We start from the raw sequence: 18,099 nt of genomic DNA on the forward strand, positions 1-18,099 counted from the left end.
TAGTGTGAACAGGCCCTAGCACTACACTGACGCTACGGCCTCTGCCGGGTGCAGAGACCGCCTCCCTCCGGTATTGCCCCAGTCCTAGCCCAGGATACGGACCGGTTGCTCAGTGTTGCGGTAGCGCTCTGAGCGGCGCGTGCGGTCGTTCACATTGCCGGCCAACTGGCCACAGGCCGCCGCTATATCGTCACCGCGGGTGGTGCGCACAGTTACGGTATAACCTTTGTCCAGCAAAATCTGTTGAAAGCGTCGCAAAGCGTTGTTCCCGACCCGCTGGTAGTCGGACAGCTCGAATGGATTGAAGGGTATCAGATTTATCTTGACGGGCACATCTCGCAACAGCTCCGCCAGCTGCTGGGCGTGCTCGGGGCGGTCGTTGACCTCCCGCATCAGCGTGTATTCGATGGTCATTTTGCGATGGGTGTCGGGCATGCGCTCAATGTAGCGCTTGGCACTGTCCAACAGCATGGCTATGGGATATCTGCGATTGATGGGCACCAGTTGATCGCGCAGTGCATCGTTGGGCGCGTGCAGGGAGATGGCCAGACTCACATCGGTGACATCCGCCAGTTTATCCAGCGCCGGTACCACCCCGGAGGTACTCAGGGTCACACGACGCTTGGAAATCCCGTAGGCATTGTCCTCCATCATCAGGTTCATGGCGTCGACCACATTGTCGAAATTGAGCAGTGGCTCACCCATGCCCATCATCACCACATTGGTCACCTTGCGCGGCCCGCCGGGCTGCAACTGACCGAAGGATTTGCAGGCAATCCACACCTGACCGATGATCTCCGCCGCACTCAGGTCGCGGTTGAAACCCTGCTTGCCGGTGGCGCAGAAACTGCAGTCCAGCGCACAGCCCACCTGCGAGGAAACGCACAGGGTGCCGCGGTCACCATCGGGGATATAGACGGTCTCCACCGCATTGCCACCCTCAACCCCGATCAACCACTTGCGCGTGCCATCGGCAGAATCCCACTGCCCCAATACTTCGGGCGCGCGAATTTCGGCCACCTGGGCCAGCCTGTGACGCAAGGCCTTGCTGACATTGGTCATCTCGGCAAAGTCGTCGACGCCACTCTGATGCATCCACTTCAGCAGCTGTACAGCGCGGAAGCGCTTTTCCCCCAGGGACACGCAAAATTCTGCCAGCTTATCCAGCGACAGGCCCAGCAAATTGGTTCTTTCCGCTTGTGCTTCGTTCATGCAGTCACCTCGGGGGCGAATCGCACCGGCTCAGACAAGCCGGTGCTCAGGCGCCTCTAGCCGCGCGGGCAAACCTCATCGGCGGCGAAAAAATAGCTCACCTCCCGCGCCGCCGACTCGGCGGAATCGGAGCCGTGCACTGCGTTGGCGTCAATGCTCTGGGCAAAGTCGGCGCGGATGGTGCCCGGCGCAGCTTCTTTGGGGTTGGTCGCGCCCATCAGGTCGCGGTTTGCCGCAATCGCATTCTCACCTTCCAGAACCTGGACCACCACCGGTCCGGAAGTCATAAAGTCCACCAGATCCCCGAAAAAGGGGCGCTCCTTGTGCTCAGCGTAAAAGCCCTCAGCCTTCTCCCGCGACAGATGCAGCATTTTCATGGCGACGATTCGCAGGCCCGCCTTTTCAAAGCGGCTTTCAATCTCACCAATTACGTTCTTGGCGACCGCATCGGGCTTGATGATGGAAAGAGTGCGTTGCAGGGCCATGTTGATCTCCGATTAATAGGTTGCAAGTACAAAAAGAGCAACCGCAGTTGCTCTCGTTGGAATTCTGTGTGCGCATTGAACCGTCCGGTTTGGTACCGGGGACAGTCCGCCGCCAGTTACGGACGGCGGATTATACGCCCTAGTGCACGAAGTTTGTACTATTGCCCCGCGGGGGCCGGTGAAACAATGGGGCCGTCACTTGAGCGCCGGGGGTGCGCACTGCCCCCCCCAGATTAACGGCACAAGGCGGAAGAGCAGCTTACTCGGCCTCCTCGATCCAGGCCGCCTGGATCGCTTCGAGGATCTTCTCACCACAGCGGTCGGGGTCATCATCGAATCCGGGCAGGGCCATGACCCAGGCGCGCAGGTCAACGAAATTGACCGCCAGCGGATCTGTGTCCGGACGGGTCTCCACCAGCTCTATGGCGATTTCGTTGATATCTGTCCATTTCATCGTGAACTCCTCGGCAGTTCCGGCAGCCTGTCACTCAATGTTTTTCCGACACCTGGTTGATCGTGTACTTGGGAATCTCCACCACCAGGTCCTCTCCTTCCACTATGGCCTGGCAGGAAAGACGCGAATCCGGCTCCAATCCCCAGGCTTTGTCCAGCAGATCCTCCTCCAACTCGTCCGGCTCTTCCATGGAATCGAATCCCTCGCGCACTATCACATGGCAGGTGGTGCAGGCACAGGACTTCTCACAGGCGTGCTCAATCTCTATCCCATTGGCCAGGGCGGCATCACAGATACTCACGCCACTGTCCACCTCGATCACCTTGCCCTCTGGGCAGATCTCCGCATGGGGCAAAAACACTATCTTCGGCATAGGCTTCCGACTCTCTCAGGTCACTCTGCGGAGGCGGGCTCCGCACCACTTATTGGTCAAATTCATCCAGCGTATGGCCCCGCATGGCGCGCTTGATCGATGTGTCCATACGCCGCGCCGCGAAGACTTCAGACACCTGATTCAGCGCCTCAATGCGTCGGCGGATCTCCTCCGCATCGCTGCCCCGGTGAGCCAGCCGCAGGGCTTCCATATCCCGCTCGAGGCGCCCTATCTCCTCCTCCTGAAGCAGTTCGGCGCCGTTTTCCCGCAGCGCCGCCAGCAGGGCCTCCAGGGCCCGCTCCGCCTCCACTCGCGCCTCGCGCAGGGCCCGCTCCGCCACATCCTCCTGGGCATGCCGGTAGGAGTCCCGCAACATGCGGGAAATGTCGGCGTCCTGCAGACCATAGGACGGCTTGACCGCAATATCGGCGCTGACCCCACTGCTCTTTTCCACAGCGGTGACGGACAGGAGACCGTCGGCGTCCACCTGGTAGGTCACGCGGACATGGGCCGCACCGGCTACCATGGGCGGAATTCCCCGCAACTCGAACCGCGCCAGTGAACGGCAGTCCTCCACCAGTTCGCGCTCGCCCTGCACCACATGAATGGACATGGCGGTCTGGCCGTCCCTGAAGGTGGTGAATTCCTGCGCTTTGGCCACCGGGATAGTGGTATTGCGGGGGATCAGCTTTTCCGTCAGGCCACCCATGGTCTCTATGCCCAGGGCCAGCGGGATAACATCCAGCAGCAACAGATCGTCGTTGGATTTATTGCCCACCAGCACATCCGCCTGCAGTGCGGCGCCGATGGCCACAACCCGGTCCGGGTCAATATCCAGGTGTGGGGCGCGGCCAAAGAACTCCTCCACCCGCTCGCGTACTCTCACAGTACGGGTGGACCCTCCCACCAGCACCACCTCCTGTACTGCACCGGGCCCGATCCCGGCATCGCGGAGCGCGCGCTTGCAGGCGCGCAGTGTCCGGTCGATCATGGGGTCCAGCATTGCCGCCAGTTCACTGCGGTTCAGGACACCGCGCCACTGGCCATAGTCGATCTCCACCTGCTCGCGCTGGGCCAGTGCCTCTTTGGCGGCACAGGCACAGTCCAGCAGGGCCCGCTGGGCGAGAGCGTCGCAATCCGTTTCCAGACCGGCCTGCCCGGCAATCCAGTCGGCGATGGTGCGGTCAAAATCATCCCCCCCAAGGGCGGTGTCACCACCGGTGGCCAACACCTCGAAAATGCCGCGGGAAAGGCGCAAGACGGAGATGTCAAAAGTGCCGCCGCCCAGGTCGTACACCGCGATCACCCCTTCCTGCCCTTTGTCCAGACCGTAGGCAACCGCGGCGGCGGTGGGCTCGTTCAGCAGGCGCAGCACATGCAACCCCGCCAGCTGCGCCGCATCCTTGGTGGCCTGGCGCTGGGCGTCATCAAAATAGGCCGGGACAGTGATCACAGCACCATCCAGGGCACCACCCAGCGCCTCGCAGCCGCGGGCTGCCAGCACACGCAGAATTTCTGCGGAAACCTGCACCGGGTTGACGGTGCCGGCGGCGGTCTCGATCGCCACCATACCGCCCTCTGTGTCAGCCAATTGATAGGGTGACCGGTCGCCGAGGCTCTGCAGGTCCTCCCGGCCACGCCCCATCAATCGCTTGACCGACAGCAGGGTGTTGCGGGGGTCGCTGGCCGCGCCCCGGCGCGCCGACGCGCCCACTGTGGTGGTGCCGTCGCCGGCGTAGTGCACTGCGGACGGCAGAATGACACTGCCATCGGTGGCCGCAATGGCCTCGGCATCGCCATTGCGCACTGTCGCCACCAGCGAATTGGTGGTGCCCAGGTCAATGCCGACCGCGCGCTTGTGCTGGTGGGGTTCCGGGGTCTGGCCGGGCTCGGAAATCTGCAGTAGTGCCATCGTCAATCCAGTAAATCCTCTTCCAACTCCTCCACCTGCCGCTGCAGCTTGGCGAGAAACTGCAATCGCAGCAGGGACTCCCTCGCCGCCGGCAAGTCGCCGTCGCTGTATCCCCGTGCAAAGCATTCCTCATCGGCTGCGCGCAGTGTTTGCACCTCTTGCTCCAGTGCCCGCAGCGCAGCTGCGGGGTCCGGTGCCGCAGCTATCTCTTCGAGCCGCTCCCGCAGCGCCATTTGCTGCATCAGGAAAGCGGCATCTGAGGTGGTCTGATCGGGCCCCATCTCCACCCCTGCCAGTTGCAGCAGATAGGCGGCGCGCGCTACGGGATCGCGCAATGTGTTGTGGGCCTCGTTGATCCGCGCCGCATATTGCATGGCCAGCATTTGTTCCCGGTCCGAGTGCGCCGCATACTTGTCCGGATGGAATTGTCGCTGAAGCTCCCGGTAACGTGCAGCGAGCCTTGAGCAGTCCACCGCAAAGCCCGGCCGCAGACCAAATATCTCGAAAAAATTCTGTTGAAGGCCCATCAGTCCACCCATCCAAGTGCTGGTCAAAACCCCGCCCCAGACGACTTTTACCGCGTCGGTGCACCGTACAAAAAAGGCCGGCATGCTCCCTCGCACCCGGCCCGGCAACCTGGAACATCGAGTTTCACACGTGGAAACTCTCGCCGCATCCGCACTCATTTTTCACGTTTGGATTGGAGAAGGTAAACCCCTCGTTCAAACCCTCTTTGACAAAATCCAGCTCGGTGCCGTCGATATAAGCGAGGCTTTTGGGGTCCACAATCAGCTGCACCCCCTCCTGCTCAAAGATCACATCTTCGCTGTTGGTCTCGTCCACAAATTCGAGCACATAGGCGAGCCCGGAGCACCCGGCGGTTTTTACCCCGACGCGAATTCCGATACCTCTGCCGCGTTTGCTGAGCTGGCGCTGGATATGCACCCGCGCCGCCTCCGTCATAGTCACTGCCATGGTGCGCCTTGCTTAACCGGCTTCGGACTGCTTTGTCTTGGTGTCGCGCTTTTCGCGCACATCCCGCACCGCCGCCTTGATCGCATCCTCTGCCAGTACCGAGCAGTGAATTTTCACCGGCGGCAACGCCAGCTCCTCGGCAATGGCCGTGTTCTTGATCTGCTCGGCCTCGTCGATACTCTTGCCTTTTACCCACTCGGTGAGCAGTGAGCTGGAGGCGATCGCGGAACCACAACCGTATGTCTTGAACTTGGCATCCTCGATAATGCCGTCTTCGCTTACCTGAATCTGCAGCCGCATGACGTCCCCGCAGGCGGGGGCACCCACCATACCGGTACCCACATTGTCCGCTTGGTCATCCAGGCGGCCGACGTTGCGCGGATGCTCATAGTGATCGATTACTTTATCGCTGTATGCCATGGCTTTTCTCCAAAATCTCTACGCGTTTAGTGCGCCGCCCATTCAATGGTACTCAGATCGACACCATCTTTGTACATATCCCAAAGCGGCGACAGCTCGCGCAGTTTCTCCACTGCCTTGCGCACTTCCGCAGCCGCGGTATCCACATCCTGCTCACTGGTAAAACGTCCGAAACTGAAGCGCAGTGAACTGTGGGCCAATTCATCATCGACACCCAGAGCCCGCAGGACGTAACTGGGCTCCAGACTGGCAGAAGTACAGGCGGAACCCGAGGAGACGGCCAGATCCTTCAGGGACATGATCAGACTTTCGCCTTCCACGAAGGCGAAACTCACATTCAGGTTGCCGGCTACGCGCTGCTGCAGGGAACCGTTTACATGCACCTCTTCCATATCCTTGATCTGATCCCAGAAGCGGCCACGCAGGCGCAGCAAACGCTCACGCTCTTGCACCATCTCCTCTTTGGCGATGCGGAATGCCTTGCCCATACCGACAATCTGGTGCGTGGGCAGGGTACCTGAACGCATCCCCCGCTCGTGCCCCCCACCGTGCATCTGCGCTTCGAGACGCACCCGCGGCTTGCGGCGCACATAGAGGGCACCGATACCTTTGGGGCCGTATATCTTGTGCGCGGAAAATGACATCAGGTCCACTGGCATTGTAGCCAGATCAATCGGCACCTTACCGGCACTCTGGGCCGCATCCACATGAAACACGACCTTGCGCGCCCGGCAGATTTCTCCGATTGCGGCTATGTCGTTGATGACCCCGATTTCGTTGTTGACGTGCATCAGGCTCACCAGAATGGTGTCTTCGCGCAGCGCCGCCTCCACCTGCTCCGGGTGGACTATGCCGTCGGCGCGCGGGCTCAGGTAATCGACTTCGAACCCCTCCCGCTCCAGTTGCCGACAGGTGTCCAGCACCGCCTTGTGCTCGACCTTGGAGGTAATGATGTGCTTGCCCCTGCCCTGGTAAAAATGGGCGGCCCCCTTGATCGCCAGATTGTCCGCCTCGGTGGCGCCGCTGGTCCATACGATCTCGCGGGGGTCGGCGTTGATCAGCTCGGCCACATGGCGGCGCGCGTCCTCTACCGCCTCTTCGGCTTTCCAGCCATAAATATGCGAGCGGGAAGCGGGGTTGCCGAAGTTACCTTCCATAGTGAGCTGTTGCGCCATCTTTTGGGCGACCCGGGGGTCCACGGGACAGGTGGAGGAATAATCCAGATAGATGGGAAGCTTCATAGATATCTCTCTCCGCGCACTTTAGCGGCGGTTTCAATGTGCTCTCGATTGCAAACTTTCAACGCGGGGCCGGCGCGCAACTTACTGCAGACTGCCAATCACCGCCACCCTCTCTTCCGGCGTCTCATCGCGCTTGTCCTGCCGGCGCGCAACTTCCTGCACGTCGGAGCGGGCCACCAGGTCCGCGAGGCTGATACCACTGAGGAAACTGTGGATCTGCTCGCTCAGATCAAACCAGAGATAGTGCGTCAGGCACTGCTCTCCCGCGGCACAGTCATTGTTACCACGGCAGTTGGTGGCATCCACGGACTCGTTGACTGCATCGACAATCTGCGCCACAAAAACCTCTTTGGCATCCCTTGCGAGCCGGTAACCGCCACCGGGACCACGCACGCTGGACACCAGCCCGGATTGGCGCAGGCGGGAAAACAACTGTTCCAGATAAGACAGGGAAATACCCTGGCGCTTGGAAATATCCGCCAGGCTGATAGGCCCCCGATCCATGTGCAGCGCCAGGTCCAGCATCGCCGTGACCGCGTAGCGGCCTTTGGTTGTCAAACGCATTCGCACTCCCAACTGATTGACGGCCCCTTTGAATTGGATGCGAGTATGGAATAACCCACTACCGCAGTCAAGTATATAACCGGGCAAATCAGTCAAGTATTGACTGCAGTGTTTCCGCGACTGGTGGCGGCCTATCCGTCGACAGCATCCCCCCCGGGCCTGCCCCGCCCGCCGCTGCGATGGATATGGTTCTGGATGGCCGTCAGCATCCCGCGCAGTATGCCCAGCTCCATATCGTCGGGACGCACGCGACTGAACAGTCGACGCAAGCGGGCCATTGTCTGGCGTGGATTGTCCGGATCGATAAAACCCAGTTCCGTCAAAGCCCGCTGCAAATGGTCGAAATAGAGCTCCATGTCGCTGGATTTGGCCGGCGGCCTGTCCCATTCCGCGTAGCTGGGCTGACCACCCTGCTCTTTCTCCAGCGCGGCCATGCGCACCTCGTAGGCCAGCACCTGTACCGCCGCGGCGAGATTCAGGGAGCTGTAATCCGGATTCGAAGGAATATGCACGTGGAAATTACACAGCTGCAGTTCCTCATTGGTGAGCCCCCGGTCCTCGCGGCCGAACACCACTGCCACCGGGTGCACCACCGCCTCCGCCACCGCCCGGGCGCCGCATTCCCGCGGCGTCAGCATAGGCCAGGGGATACGTCGCTCGCGCGCGCTGGTGGCCACCACCAGGCCACAGTCGGCCACCGCCTCCTCCAGTGTCTCCACAACCACCGCGGTATCCAGAAGATCCGCGGCACCGGCGGCGCGCCAGATCGCATTCGCGGCGGGAAACTCCCGCGGCGCAACCAGATACAGCTGCTTCAGGCCCATATTCTTGAGCGCGCGGGCGGCGCCACCTATGTTGCCGGGGTGAGCGCTGTTGACCAACACGAAGCGAATACTATCGGGAGCGGACTTAACCATAAGGCGTGGACGGGGTACAGAGACCAATTAATGGGGTTTGCGGGCGCGCGAGTGTAGCAAATATACACGAGAATCCCTACAATCCACGCACCCCGGCTGGCCCGGGGCCGGAGGCCACCCCTGGCAATCTCCCGCTTTTTAACCCCATCAACCACTGAGTGCGGAAGAGTTATGGAACCCATGCTGAATATCGCCCTGCGCGCGGCACGCAAAGCCGGAGAATTGATTGAACGGGCCTGGGAGCGCAGCGACCTGACCCAGTTGGAGGAGAAGGGTCGCAACGATTTCGTCACCGATGTGGACCGGGCCAGTGAGCGGGAGATTATCTACCACCTGCGTAAGGCCTACCCCAAACACAGCATACGCGCGGAGGAAAGCGGCCTGCACGAGGGCGCCGAACCCGAATACGAGTGGATCATTGATCCCCTGGACGGGACCACCAACTTTATCCACGGCGTGCCGCAATTCTGCGTATCTATCGCCTGCCGCTACCGCGGCAGAATCGAACACGCGGTCGTGCTCGACCCGATAAAGCGCGAGGAATTCACCGCCAGCCGCGGTCGGGGGGCGGCACTGAATGGCCGCCGTATCCGCGTTTCCGGCCGCCAGGGTTTGCGCGGTGGTCTGATCGGCACCGGAATTCCGTTTAGCGGCCCGGCGCTGGAAAACGTCGACCCCTATTTGACCGCCCTGAAGGAAATTGCCCGGCAGACCGCCGGCATCCGCAGGCCCGGTGCAGCGGCACTGGATCTGGCCTATGTGGCGGCCGGACGCTTCGACGGTTTTTGGGAGATGCACCTGAACACCTGGGATATCGCCGCCGGCGCGCTGCTGGTGAAAGAAGCGGGCGGACTGATCAGTGATTTCCACGGTGGTGAGAGTTACCTGGACTCGGGCCACCTGGTGTGCGGTACGCCCAGGGTATTCAAGCCGCTGCTGCAGATCGTCGGCAAACACCTGAACGGGGTTCGCTAACCGGGCGAGTTGCCGGACCAGTGAAACCCGTAAAATTGATAACCGTCCACCGCTCCGGACCTCCGCAGCCCATTGGAGACCTCGCGGTGGACCTTGCGGTGCTGGCCCAAATCAACATTCCCCGGAGGCGATACTGGTCTCCAGCACTTTGCACAGCTGCGCCAGGGGAAAGTTCTGGGGCAGCCAGGCGAAACAGTCCCCACCTGAATAGTCCCCGACGGCGACGCAACGAATATCGGTTGTGGCCGGATCATTGCTGAGAATGCGCGCTATCTCCTGCGCCGACAGTCCCGGCATCGCCATGTCCAACAGCACCACATCGGGCCGGCGGGTGCGCGCCACAAATATTGCCTCCACGGCATCCCCGGCCACCAAATGCTGGACATGGGAAAAGCCCGCCAGCATTTTTTGCAAACGCTCGGTTTCCCGCGGGCGGTTCTCCACCTGCAGGATGCGACAGGAGGGCGGCACTTCCACCGGCGTCGGGGGCATTTTGATTGTTTCCGCCGGAGCGCCGATCAGTGGGAACTCTATCCAAAAAATGGAACCCTGGTCTTCGAGGCTTTCGAAGTCGATACGCCCACCCATGGCCTCAGTAAGGCGCTTGGCAATCGCCAGTCCGACGCCAGTGCCCTCGATATGACCTTTCTCGGCCCCCAACCGGTTGAAAGGCTCAAATACCTCGCTGCGCTTATGCTTGGGGATACCGCGGCCGGTGTCCAGGATGCTCAGTCTCAACCAACCCTCCGCTTGGGGGACGAAGTTGATCACCACCCGGCCATTTTCGCGATTGTATTTCACCGCATTGCCGGCGAGATTCAGGACCACCTGCTTGAAGCGAACCGGATCGGCACAAATGTGGGCCCGCTCCCAACCGAGGGGCTCAAAAATCAGATTCACCCGGCGCGTTTCCGCCAGTGGTTCCAACAGCCGCATACAGTCGGCCACCAGGGGCACCGGCTGGATAGGCTCCATAGACGGCGCCAGGCGCTGACTGTCGATCCGCGCCAACTCCATAACGTCCCCCACCAGATGCAGCAGATGTTGGCCGGCGCGGCGGATTTCTGTCAGCCGCTGGCGCTGATCCGGGTTGAGGCTCTGGTCCTGCTCGACCACCTTGCTGTAGCCGAGAATCGCGTTGAGGGGCGTGCGCAGTTCGTGCCCCAGGCTGACCATCAGCTCAGAGGTATTTTTGCTCAATTCCCGCTGGCGCTGCAGGTCCCGTTCAGCGCGCTCCAGTGCCACACGCTTCGCCGTAACATCCTGCACTAGGCCCACCACACGCTCTGGCCCCTCATCTCCATCCCCCTGCACCCGGCCCCGGCATCGCACCCAGACAATACTTCCGTCCCGGTGCCACATGCGGAACTCCAGGTCCAGCGGCGCTTTCTCCTGCAGGTGACTGAGCAACCCCTGTTCCACCAAGGGAAGATCGTCGGGCAATATACTGCGCTTCCATAGACCGGACTGGGAACAAGCATCCGTGGCCAGGTTGGCACTGTCATAACCCACTATGGCCCAGCCGCGGGCATCCAGCAGGATCTGGTCGGCGCTCAGATCCCACTCCCAGATTCCGTCGCCAACACCGGCGAGTGTCTGCAGCGCAGATTCCTGCGCCACAGCGGGGCCACGGCACTGGGACCAAACCGCGGTGAGATCGCTGAAACCACCCACTACATAGGCGCCGTCACTCCCGAGGCTGGTCCCCCAGATACGCAGCCAATGCTCGCCATTCCGCGGGTCACCGGCGCAAAACGATAAAGCCGCGACGTTCCCCCCCGCGCCCAGACGGCGGAAAAATGTCTGCAGTTTCTGGCGGTATTCGACCCCGACCCAGCGGGGAGGCGTTTCGCTCCACATACTCTCGATACCCGCCAGTCCCCTCTCCGCCAAACTGGACCACAGATGCCCACTGGTGTTGACCTGCCCGGTTTCGGGTATCCATTCCCAAACCCCACAATTGCCATCGTCCAACAGCCGGCACAGTCGATCCAGTTGTAGGGCGGGCGAATCAGGTGCCTCATTACCTGAAGCCAGCGCAAAGAGGTCGCGAGCTTGTGTTGGGGGAGCTTGTCTGGACACAGTGGAGGGTGCGCTTTTTTTGCTTTTTGTGCCTCCAAGTGAAGCACTATTCGCATTAAAACAAAAGTCCCAGTCAGCAGTAGAAGCCGCCATCAAGGCCACCAATAGACTTTCCGGTCAGTATTTGCAGGCGCTGGCGGCTCACTTGGGATTTGGCGCCAACTTATGGGCATTGAGCCGACGACTGAATAGGGTGGATATTTTCACAACTATACGCGGGTACTTTACCTGCAAATTTCGGTGCACAAACCCGACCAAATAGTCATGCCCATTTCAGCTCTGCCCAGGCATGGGAGCAGGTGGTACTCAAGTTCAAATTTCCGCAGCGCGGGGATGTGCTGGCTTCGGGGATGGGTTAGGATTCCGCCCAGGGGTCAACTGTCTCCACAAGCGAAATATTTCCGACCCGTCGTCCACGCACAACAGTGCTTTGAAATATCAGTGGCGCAACCGGAATACGGGACGACAGGTGTTACCAGAGTATTAAAAACAAGGTTACTGCATGAACGCTTTCACTGAGGCACCCCGCATCTGGGTCACAACCATTCTTTTTGCCGGCACCGCTCTGGCGGCGCTGATCCTGGTGCCCCTGTATGGCGTAATGGTGGGCTACCACTGGTATCAGTGGCTGGCTTTTGCGGTTTACGGGGCACTGTGCGGATTTAGCATTACCGCTGGCTACCATCGCCTCTGGTCACACCGCACCTATGATGCCCACTGGTCTCTGCGCCTGCTGTACGCCCTGTTTGGAGCCGCCGCACTGCAGAACAGCGTCCTGATCTGGAGCTCCGACCACCGCCGCCATCACCGCCACGTAGATGACGATGGTCTCGACCCCTACTCCGCCAGTCGCGGCTTCTGGTTCTCTCATATCGGCTGGATGTTGCGGCAATATCCCAGCGGTAAAGTGGATTTTGACAACGTCAAGGACCTGCAACGGGATAAGATTGTTATGTGGCAACACAATCACTATATCCCCATCACCCTGGTTATGAATGTGGGTCTCACACTGCTGTTGGGCTGGGCCACCGGTGATATTGTCGGCATGATGCTGCTGGCGGGTGTATTGCGCATTGTTGTGAACCATCACACCACTTTCTTTATCAATTCCCTGGCCCATATGTGGGGACGGCGCCCTTACACCGATGAAAACAGTGCGCGGGATAACGGTGTTCTGGCTTTTTTTACCTTTGGTGAGGGCTACCACAACTACCACCATATTTTTCAAACCGATTACCGCAACGGTGTGCGCTGGTATCAGTGGGACCCCACCAAGTGGCTGATCAAGACCGCCAGCTGGCTGGGACTGGCACGCAATCTTAAGACCATACCGGCGATGCGCGTCCAGCGCGCCATGCTGTCCATGCAGTTCAAGCGGGCGGAACGAAAACTGCAGCAATCGAACCATAAAGAGAGCTGGCGCGAGCTGTTGGAAAAAGAGGCTCAGCAGTTTTCAGCCGCACTGTCCGAGTGGAAACAGCTACAGTCCCGCCGCTACGAAAACGCCCGCGAACGCCTGCTGGCCAAGTGGGAAACTGCCGCGATTCGTACCCGGGTCAAAGAACTTGAATACAGCCTGAAAATGCAGCGCAAGCGCCTCAATATCATGATTGAGCAGTTCCACCTGTGTCCCTCAGCCCTGTCCGGAAGCTGACCCTTTAATCCGTGCCAGCAGGCGGGCCCGCTCTTGGCCCCGTGCTTTCTTGTCCCTCGATCATACTCCCGTGCGGCGGCCAATGCCGCCGGGGTTACTGGAGAAAGCGACACAGGCACTGCGCACAACCGCCGCAACTTTCACAGTGCCAGGCTCAAGTCCACATAGACGCTGCGTGGCTCGCCAATAAAGTAGCGCTCCCCACCCCCCAGGCGCGAAAAGTCTGCCCTTTCCGCGTAATCCACATTCGCCAGATTGCGCACCCGCACACCGACGGTTGCGCGCTCGGACAACTGTTGGCGCAAGCGCAAAGTGAGCAGCTCGTGACCATCGTAGCGGTACCGATTCTCAATATCGGTAAAATAGGCACCCGTATGATCCCAAGCCAACTCCGCCTGTGTCGACTGTGACGGCTCCCAACCCAGGCGGACGGCAAACAGCCGCCGCGGCGCGGTATCTATGTCGTTGCCCGCAGTTTCGATCAGGTCGTTACTGCCGGGCGCCGTCACATCGGCCGTGTACCGGTGGCGGGCGAGAGTTCCGGTGAAAGCGAGCCGCCAGTTGCGCGGCAGCTGCCAGCGCAGATCGTATTCGAATCCATAGTGCCGGGTGGCGCCATCACTGAGATTCAACCGGTCCGACGACTGGAAAACCACATCTTTCTTCTCCTGGTAAAAAGTCACCAGATCGAACTGCAGTGTGCCGCCGCCCCCTCTCAGCCCAAACTCCACACTATCGATGGACTCCGCATCCAGGTCCGCGCGCCTCTGCCCATTTTGCAACCGGTACAGTTCCGTCGCCTGGGGTGCCCGGTAACCCCGCGCCATCTTGGCAACACCCAATAGCACGGGGCTGAACTCATGCACCAGACCAAACTCCACGGAGGTATTTTCAAACAGATCCCGCCGGTCTGCGGGCCGCGAGTAGCGACAACCTTCCGCACCGGTAAAACTGCTGATGCAAACGGATCCGTCTTCGCCGGTATCGCCGTCCCGCATACGGTTGTCATAGCGGTAGCGCAATATCTGGTGGCGAGCCCCGAATGTCGCGCGGGAAACATCGGACAACTCATAGTCGAAGCTGCCGAACAGGGCGGCAACCAAAGCATTGACCCGATAATCATACTGCCTGCCCGCGGGAAAGACGGAAAACCCCTCTTCCTGGGACTGCCGCAACCAGGCATCGGTAGCCTCGAGATCAAAACCGAGGGTGGCTGTCAGCGCATTTGAGAGATCGCCCACATAAGCGCTCTGCAATCCCAAGCTTCGCTGTCCGTTCTCTTCCAGTGGCGTACCGGGCAGAAAGTGCATCAGAAAAGCCATATCGGTGTAGCGGGCGTAGGGCGTCAGCACCCAAAGGTCACCGCCCTCCCCGGACAATTCGAACCGGCTTTGCAGCCGCACCGAACGACTGTCGCGAAAGGCTTCCGGGTTGGGGTTTTCCCGTTTGCGGGCCGCATCTTTATAGGCGCCCCGTCCGTAGACATAGCCAGCTGTCTCCTGGTTGAGGTTATTGACGCTCAACAAAGTGCGCACGCTGATATCCGCACCCAGATAGTCATGGCGGCCGGTCATTTTCTGCTGGTCGAAACCGGAGTCCCGCTTAAAACCACCATCACCTGTCCCATTGACTGCAATGCCAAAGGCGTGGCTACCATTAACAGCCCCCTGGTTCAGTTTGACCCTGCGATAGTCACTGGGGCCCAATTCAAAGGTCAGATTGCCAGTGTTAGCCAGTGGATCCCCACTCAGCACATTGATCACACCATGCTGGGCATCGGAACCGTAAAGAACGGGGGCCGGCCCCTTCAGTACTTCAATGCGCGCCGCCTGCTCGGTATTGACATCGAACAGTTGATTAACGTTACAGAAACCCGTCGCCCGTACCGGCACACCGTCCTTCACCACCGCGAAGGCTCCACAACTGCCCGCGCCGGTCAAAACGGGGGAACGGATGGCCGTCAGGTGTTCCTGGCCATTGCCGCGATTGATCCAAACCCCGGCCTGCCCAGCCAGTGCCTCACTGACATGCACCGCCGCGGACTGCAGCAGCTCTTCCCCGGAGACCACCGAGAGGCTGGCAGCAAGCTCACCCAGCGGGCGCGGCTCGCGGCTGGCAGTCACTGTAACCAGCTCCGGGGCCGGATAATCGGCACACACCGGTCCCGCCAGGGGCAGCAACAGCAGGGCAAGAGGACGGCGGGCCAGCAGTGAAAGTTTTAACCCCATATCAGAATCCAGAAGACGGCGTTACTTTATTTGTGTGGCTATTGGCGAGCGCGACCGCAAACCGGGTGATCAGCTCTCTCCGGCGCCCGCGAATTGGTGCATGGCATAGATGACGCGCTCGTCCACATTTTTTTCCAGCTGCTCCAGCTCCATGGCCTCGATCAGGCCCAGGCGGGTGCGCAGTCCGGCGCCATTGGCGATTTGAATGGCGAGGCCCGGTCGCGCATTCGCCTCCAGCAACAGAGGCCCGCGTTTGCGATCCAGCACAATGTCGCAACCCAGATAGCCGAGCCCTGTCATTTCGTAACAACTGGCGGCAAGGCGCACCAGATCGCGCCAGCCGGGTACCTGCAGTGCATCGAACCGCATTTCCGTATCCGGATGTTTGCTGATGCGCAAACCGCGCTGCACCGCGTGGCAGCTCCGCCCGGTGGCGAGGTCAATTCCCACCCCCACCGCACCCTGGTGGAGGTTGGCCTTGCCATCGGAATCGTGTGTGGAGCAGCGCAGCATCGCCATGACGGGAAAGCCCCGGAAGACAATCACACGGATATCCGGGACGCCTTCAACGGAATAATTGTCGAACACCGGGTCGAAATCCACCAGTGCCTCAATCATAACCCGGTCCGGCTTTCCGCCCAGGCTGTAGAGTCCGCTGTGGATATTGCTGACGTGTCGGAGAATATCCAGAGCGCTGACCTGGGCCCCGGACGGTTTGAGGTACTTGTCTCCCTCGCGGCCGACGATCACCAGAATTCCCTTGCCGCCGGAGCCCCGCGCCGGTTTGATCACAAACTGCCATAGGGGCTCTATCACCGCTATTACCCGCGAGCGGCTCGGCTGCACTTCAAATGCATCAATCAGCTCCGGTACCGGAATCCCCGCCCTTTTGGCGGCGCGCTTGGTATTGAGCTTATCGTCGACGATAGGATACTTGTCCCGGTCGTTATAGCGGGCGATATAGTCCACATTGCGCGCATTCATGCCGAGCACGCCTCTGCGCTGCAGCGCCTGGGGCGAAACCATGCCACCGCGGGCCTTGACCAGCAGGTGCCTGAGGGAGAAGCCGCGCATTTACCGCACCAGCTGGCGAAAACGCACCAACTCGCCGAGGCGGAACCCGGTGTAGTTGCCAATCACCAGAATCATCGCCAGCAGCACCAGGAGCAGCTCGGGAAAATTGAAAGTCAGGTGTTCCACCAGCCGGTTGGTCATTACCCAGTAAGCCAAAACCGCCACCAGCAGACTACCACCCGCCTGCACCACCACTTCGTAGGGACCGTCTTCCTCCCAGACGATCGACATGCGTTCGATTGTCCACGCCAGAATAATCATCGGGAAGAAGGTGACTGTCAGCGCCTGTTCTATACCCAGCTTGTAGCTCACCACACTGATAGCCCCCATCAGTATCACTACCGTAACCACCACCGCGGCGATCCTCGCCACCAGCAATAGATTGAGGCGGCTGAGATAAAAACGGACCCACAGCCCCAACATCAGGATGAGAGTAAAAATACTAAGGCCGGTCACCAGGCGGGTTTCGATGAAAGCAATTGCCAACAGCACCGGCATAAAGGTCCCGGAAGTGCGCAAGCCGACAAACACCCGCAGCAACACCACCACCAGCGCCCCCACCGGAACCAGTAGTATCAGCTTGAAAATACTCTGCTGCTCGATCGGCAGGCTGTAAATGGAGAAGTCCACCAGCGCTTCCCGCTCCCGACTGGTACCCAGCATGGCTACATCGCGGGCCGGCACGTCGTTGGCGATTACCGAGAAAGTTACGCGGGAGTTCCGGCCGCCCTCGACATCCAGCAGGCTTTTGCCACCGCGTTGCCAGATAAAGAAATTTTTTGGCAAACCCGGTGAACCGGTGATGGGTTCGAACACCACCCAGCGCTCGCCGTCGTAAACCTCCAGCAAATCCTGCGGGTCGAGACGGCGACGATCATCTTCCAGATAAAGACCGCGAATTCGGTGCGCGGGAATGTCCGCTGCGGCCAGTACCAGCAGGGCCACATCCACCAGCGAGCGGTTTTTATAGAAACCGAAGATCATATTGCGATCCTGGTTGCCGGTATCAGCCAAATCGGTGAGCAGCTGGGTGGTAAAGGTCTCAGTATCCGCGGAACGCTCCCGCGCTGTGTCCACCAACGAATAAATTGCCTGGCGCACCGCCTCCTGTTCGCGCGCGCCGAGGAAAGGCCGGTCCACCTCGGTACTCAGGTCCAGGGGCTGATCCAGTGCTACTCCCGGGGTCTGGTACACGTCCAGCTGGTAGAACAGCGACTGGCTGCCGGAGGCCTGCCGGCGGGACCACACGGCCCGGTACTCATCGTTGTCGCGGATAACGTTAAAGCCGAAGCCGGAGGAGCTGAAGGTTTCCGCCAGCACCTCCATATTGCGCTGAGCCCGCGGCAGGGTCAGCGCCGCCTTTACCGGGCCACCCTCGGCGGTGAAACGCACCTTGGCCTCTATGGTCCATACGGTGCGGTACTCTCCCGGCAGTAACGGAAAACCCAGTTGGCGATTTTTGTAGATGGTGAGGCCGGCCCCCATGAGCGCCAGCAGAGCAGCGAGAACATATACTTGTGCGCGCGGCGACAT

General features: G+C 60.3%; 17 protein-coding genes. 2 read left to right on the forward strand and 15 right to left on the reverse strand.

Features of this window, described 5'->3' with window-relative positions; translation table 11 throughout:
• Positions 1-84: 84 nt before the first annotated feature.
• The 11 genes from rlmN to trmJ all read right to left on the reverse strand — a co-directional run bounded on the left by rlmN (position 85) and on the right by trmJ (position 8,553).
• Positions 85-1,212 carry a 23S rRNA (adenine(2503)-C(2))-methyltransferase RlmN gene (gene rlmN / locus AB1S50_RS01125; protein ID WP_367148523.1) on the reverse strand — a complete coding sequence of 376 codons (1,128 nt, stop codon included), beginning with the start codon at positions 1,210-1,212 and terminating at the stop codon, positions 85-87.
• A gap of 56 nt (positions 1,213-1,268) precedes the next feature.
• The gene (ndk, locus tag AB1S50_RS01130) at positions 1,269-1,697 is read right to left on the reverse strand and encodes a nucleoside-diphosphate kinase (protein ID WP_367148524.1); all 429 of its coding nucleotides are present in this window, start codon (positions 1,695-1,697) and stop codon (positions 1,269-1,271) included.
• 259 nt (positions 1,698-1,956) lie between these two features.
• Positions 1,957-2,151: a Fe-S cluster assembly protein IscX gene (gene iscX / locus AB1S50_RS01135; RefSeq protein WP_367148525.1), complete on the reverse strand. Its 195-nt coding sequence runs from the start codon at positions 2,149-2,151 to the stop codon at positions 1,957-1,959.
• A 34-nt stretch (positions 2,152-2,185) separates the two neighbouring features.
• Positions 2,186-2,524, reverse strand: a complete 339-nt coding sequence (gene fdx, locus AB1S50_RS01140) for an ISC system 2Fe-2S type ferredoxin (protein WP_367148526.1) — start codon at positions 2,522-2,524, stop codon at positions 2,186-2,188.
• A 49-nt stretch (positions 2,525-2,573) separates the two neighbouring features.
• Entirely contained in the window at positions 2,574-4,436 is a 1,863-nt protein-coding gene (gene hscA, locus AB1S50_RS01145) for a Fe-S protein assembly chaperone HscA (RefSeq protein WP_367148527.1), read from the reverse strand.
• Positions 4,437-4,438: 2 nt separating this feature from the next.
• Positions 4,439-4,963: a Fe-S protein assembly co-chaperone HscB gene (hscB, locus tag AB1S50_RS01150; protein WP_367148528.1), complete on the reverse strand. Its 525-nt coding sequence runs from the start codon at positions 4,961-4,963 to the stop codon at positions 4,439-4,441.
• Positions 4,964-5,087: 124 nt separating this feature from the next.
• Positions 5,088-5,411 carry an iron-sulfur cluster assembly protein IscA gene (gene iscA / locus AB1S50_RS01155; RefSeq protein WP_367148529.1) on the reverse strand — a complete coding sequence of 108 codons (324 nt, stop codon included), beginning with the start codon at positions 5,409-5,411 and terminating at the stop codon, positions 5,088-5,090.
• A gap of 12 nt (positions 5,412-5,423) precedes the next feature.
• Complete coding sequence (iscU, locus tag AB1S50_RS01160; protein WP_367148530.1) at positions 5,424-5,831, reverse strand: Fe-S cluster assembly scaffold IscU; 408 nt, start codon at positions 5,829-5,831, stop codon at positions 5,424-5,426.
• Positions 5,832-5,857: 26 nt separating this feature from the next.
• A complete protein-coding gene (locus tag AB1S50_RS01165; protein ID WP_367148531.1) occupies positions 5,858-7,072 on the reverse strand; it encodes an IscS subfamily cysteine desulfurase in 1,215 nt (404 codons plus the stop codon).
• 81 nt (positions 7,073-7,153) lie between these two features.
• Positions 7,154-7,636, reverse strand: a complete 483-nt coding sequence (iscR, locus tag AB1S50_RS01170) for a Fe-S cluster assembly transcriptional regulator IscR (protein ID WP_367148532.1) — start codon at positions 7,634-7,636, stop codon at positions 7,154-7,156.
• A gap of 131 nt (positions 7,637-7,767) precedes the next feature.
• Positions 7,768-8,553 (reverse strand): tRNA (cytosine(32)/uridine(32)-2'-O)-methyltransferase TrmJ, encoded by a 786-nt coding sequence (trmJ, locus tag AB1S50_RS01175; RefSeq protein ID WP_367148533.1) that lies wholly within the window; start codon positions 8,551-8,553, stop codon positions 7,768-7,770.
• Between the two features lie 171 nt (positions 8,554-8,724).
• Between trmJ and AB1S50_RS01180 the strand changes: the two genes are divergently transcribed.
• Positions 8,725-9,528 (forward strand): inositol monophosphatase family protein, encoded by an 804-nt coding sequence (locus AB1S50_RS01180; protein ID WP_367148534.1) that lies wholly within the window; start codon positions 8,725-8,727, stop codon positions 9,526-9,528.
• A gap of 111 nt (positions 9,529-9,639) precedes the next feature.
• On the opposite strand, the gene AB1S50_RS01185 is transcribed toward AB1S50_RS01180, so the two are convergent.
• On the reverse strand, positions 9,640-11,610 hold the full coding sequence (locus tag AB1S50_RS01185) for a hybrid sensor histidine kinase/response regulator (RefSeq protein WP_367148535.1): 1,971 nt from the start codon (positions 11,608-11,610) through the stop codon (positions 9,640-9,642).
• 502 nt (positions 11,611-12,112) lie between these two features.
• Here AB1S50_RS01185 and AB1S50_RS01190 point away from each other — a divergent pair.
• On the forward strand, positions 12,113-13,264 hold the full coding sequence (locus AB1S50_RS01190) for an acyl-CoA desaturase (RefSeq protein WP_367148536.1): 1,152 nt from the start codon (positions 12,113-12,115) through the stop codon (positions 13,262-13,264).
• 140 nt (positions 13,265-13,404) lie between these two features.
• Here AB1S50_RS01190 and AB1S50_RS01195 read toward each other — a convergent pair whose 3' ends face one another.
• The 3 genes from AB1S50_RS01195 to AB1S50_RS01205 form a co-directional block, all read right to left on the reverse strand.
• Positions 13,405-15,492: a TonB-dependent receptor gene (locus AB1S50_RS01195; RefSeq protein ID WP_367148537.1), complete on the reverse strand. Its 2,088-nt coding sequence runs from the start codon at positions 15,490-15,492 to the stop codon at positions 13,405-13,407.
• 69 nt (positions 15,493-15,561) lie between these two features.
• Positions 15,562-16,566, reverse strand: coding sequence for an alpha-L-glutamate ligase-like protein (locus AB1S50_RS01200; protein WP_367148538.1), 1,005 nt, complete (start codon positions 16,564-16,566; stop codon positions 15,562-15,564).
• Entirely contained in the window at positions 16,567-18,099 is a 1,533-nt protein-coding gene (locus tag AB1S50_RS01205) for an inactive transglutaminase family protein (protein ID WP_367148539.1), read from the reverse strand. It abuts the gene before it with no gap.

The organism is Microbulbifer discodermiae, assembly GCF_040742695.1.
In the GTDB taxonomy this organism is placed as follows: domain Bacteria; phylum Pseudomonadota; class Gammaproteobacteria; order Pseudomonadales; family Cellvibrionaceae; genus Microbulbifer.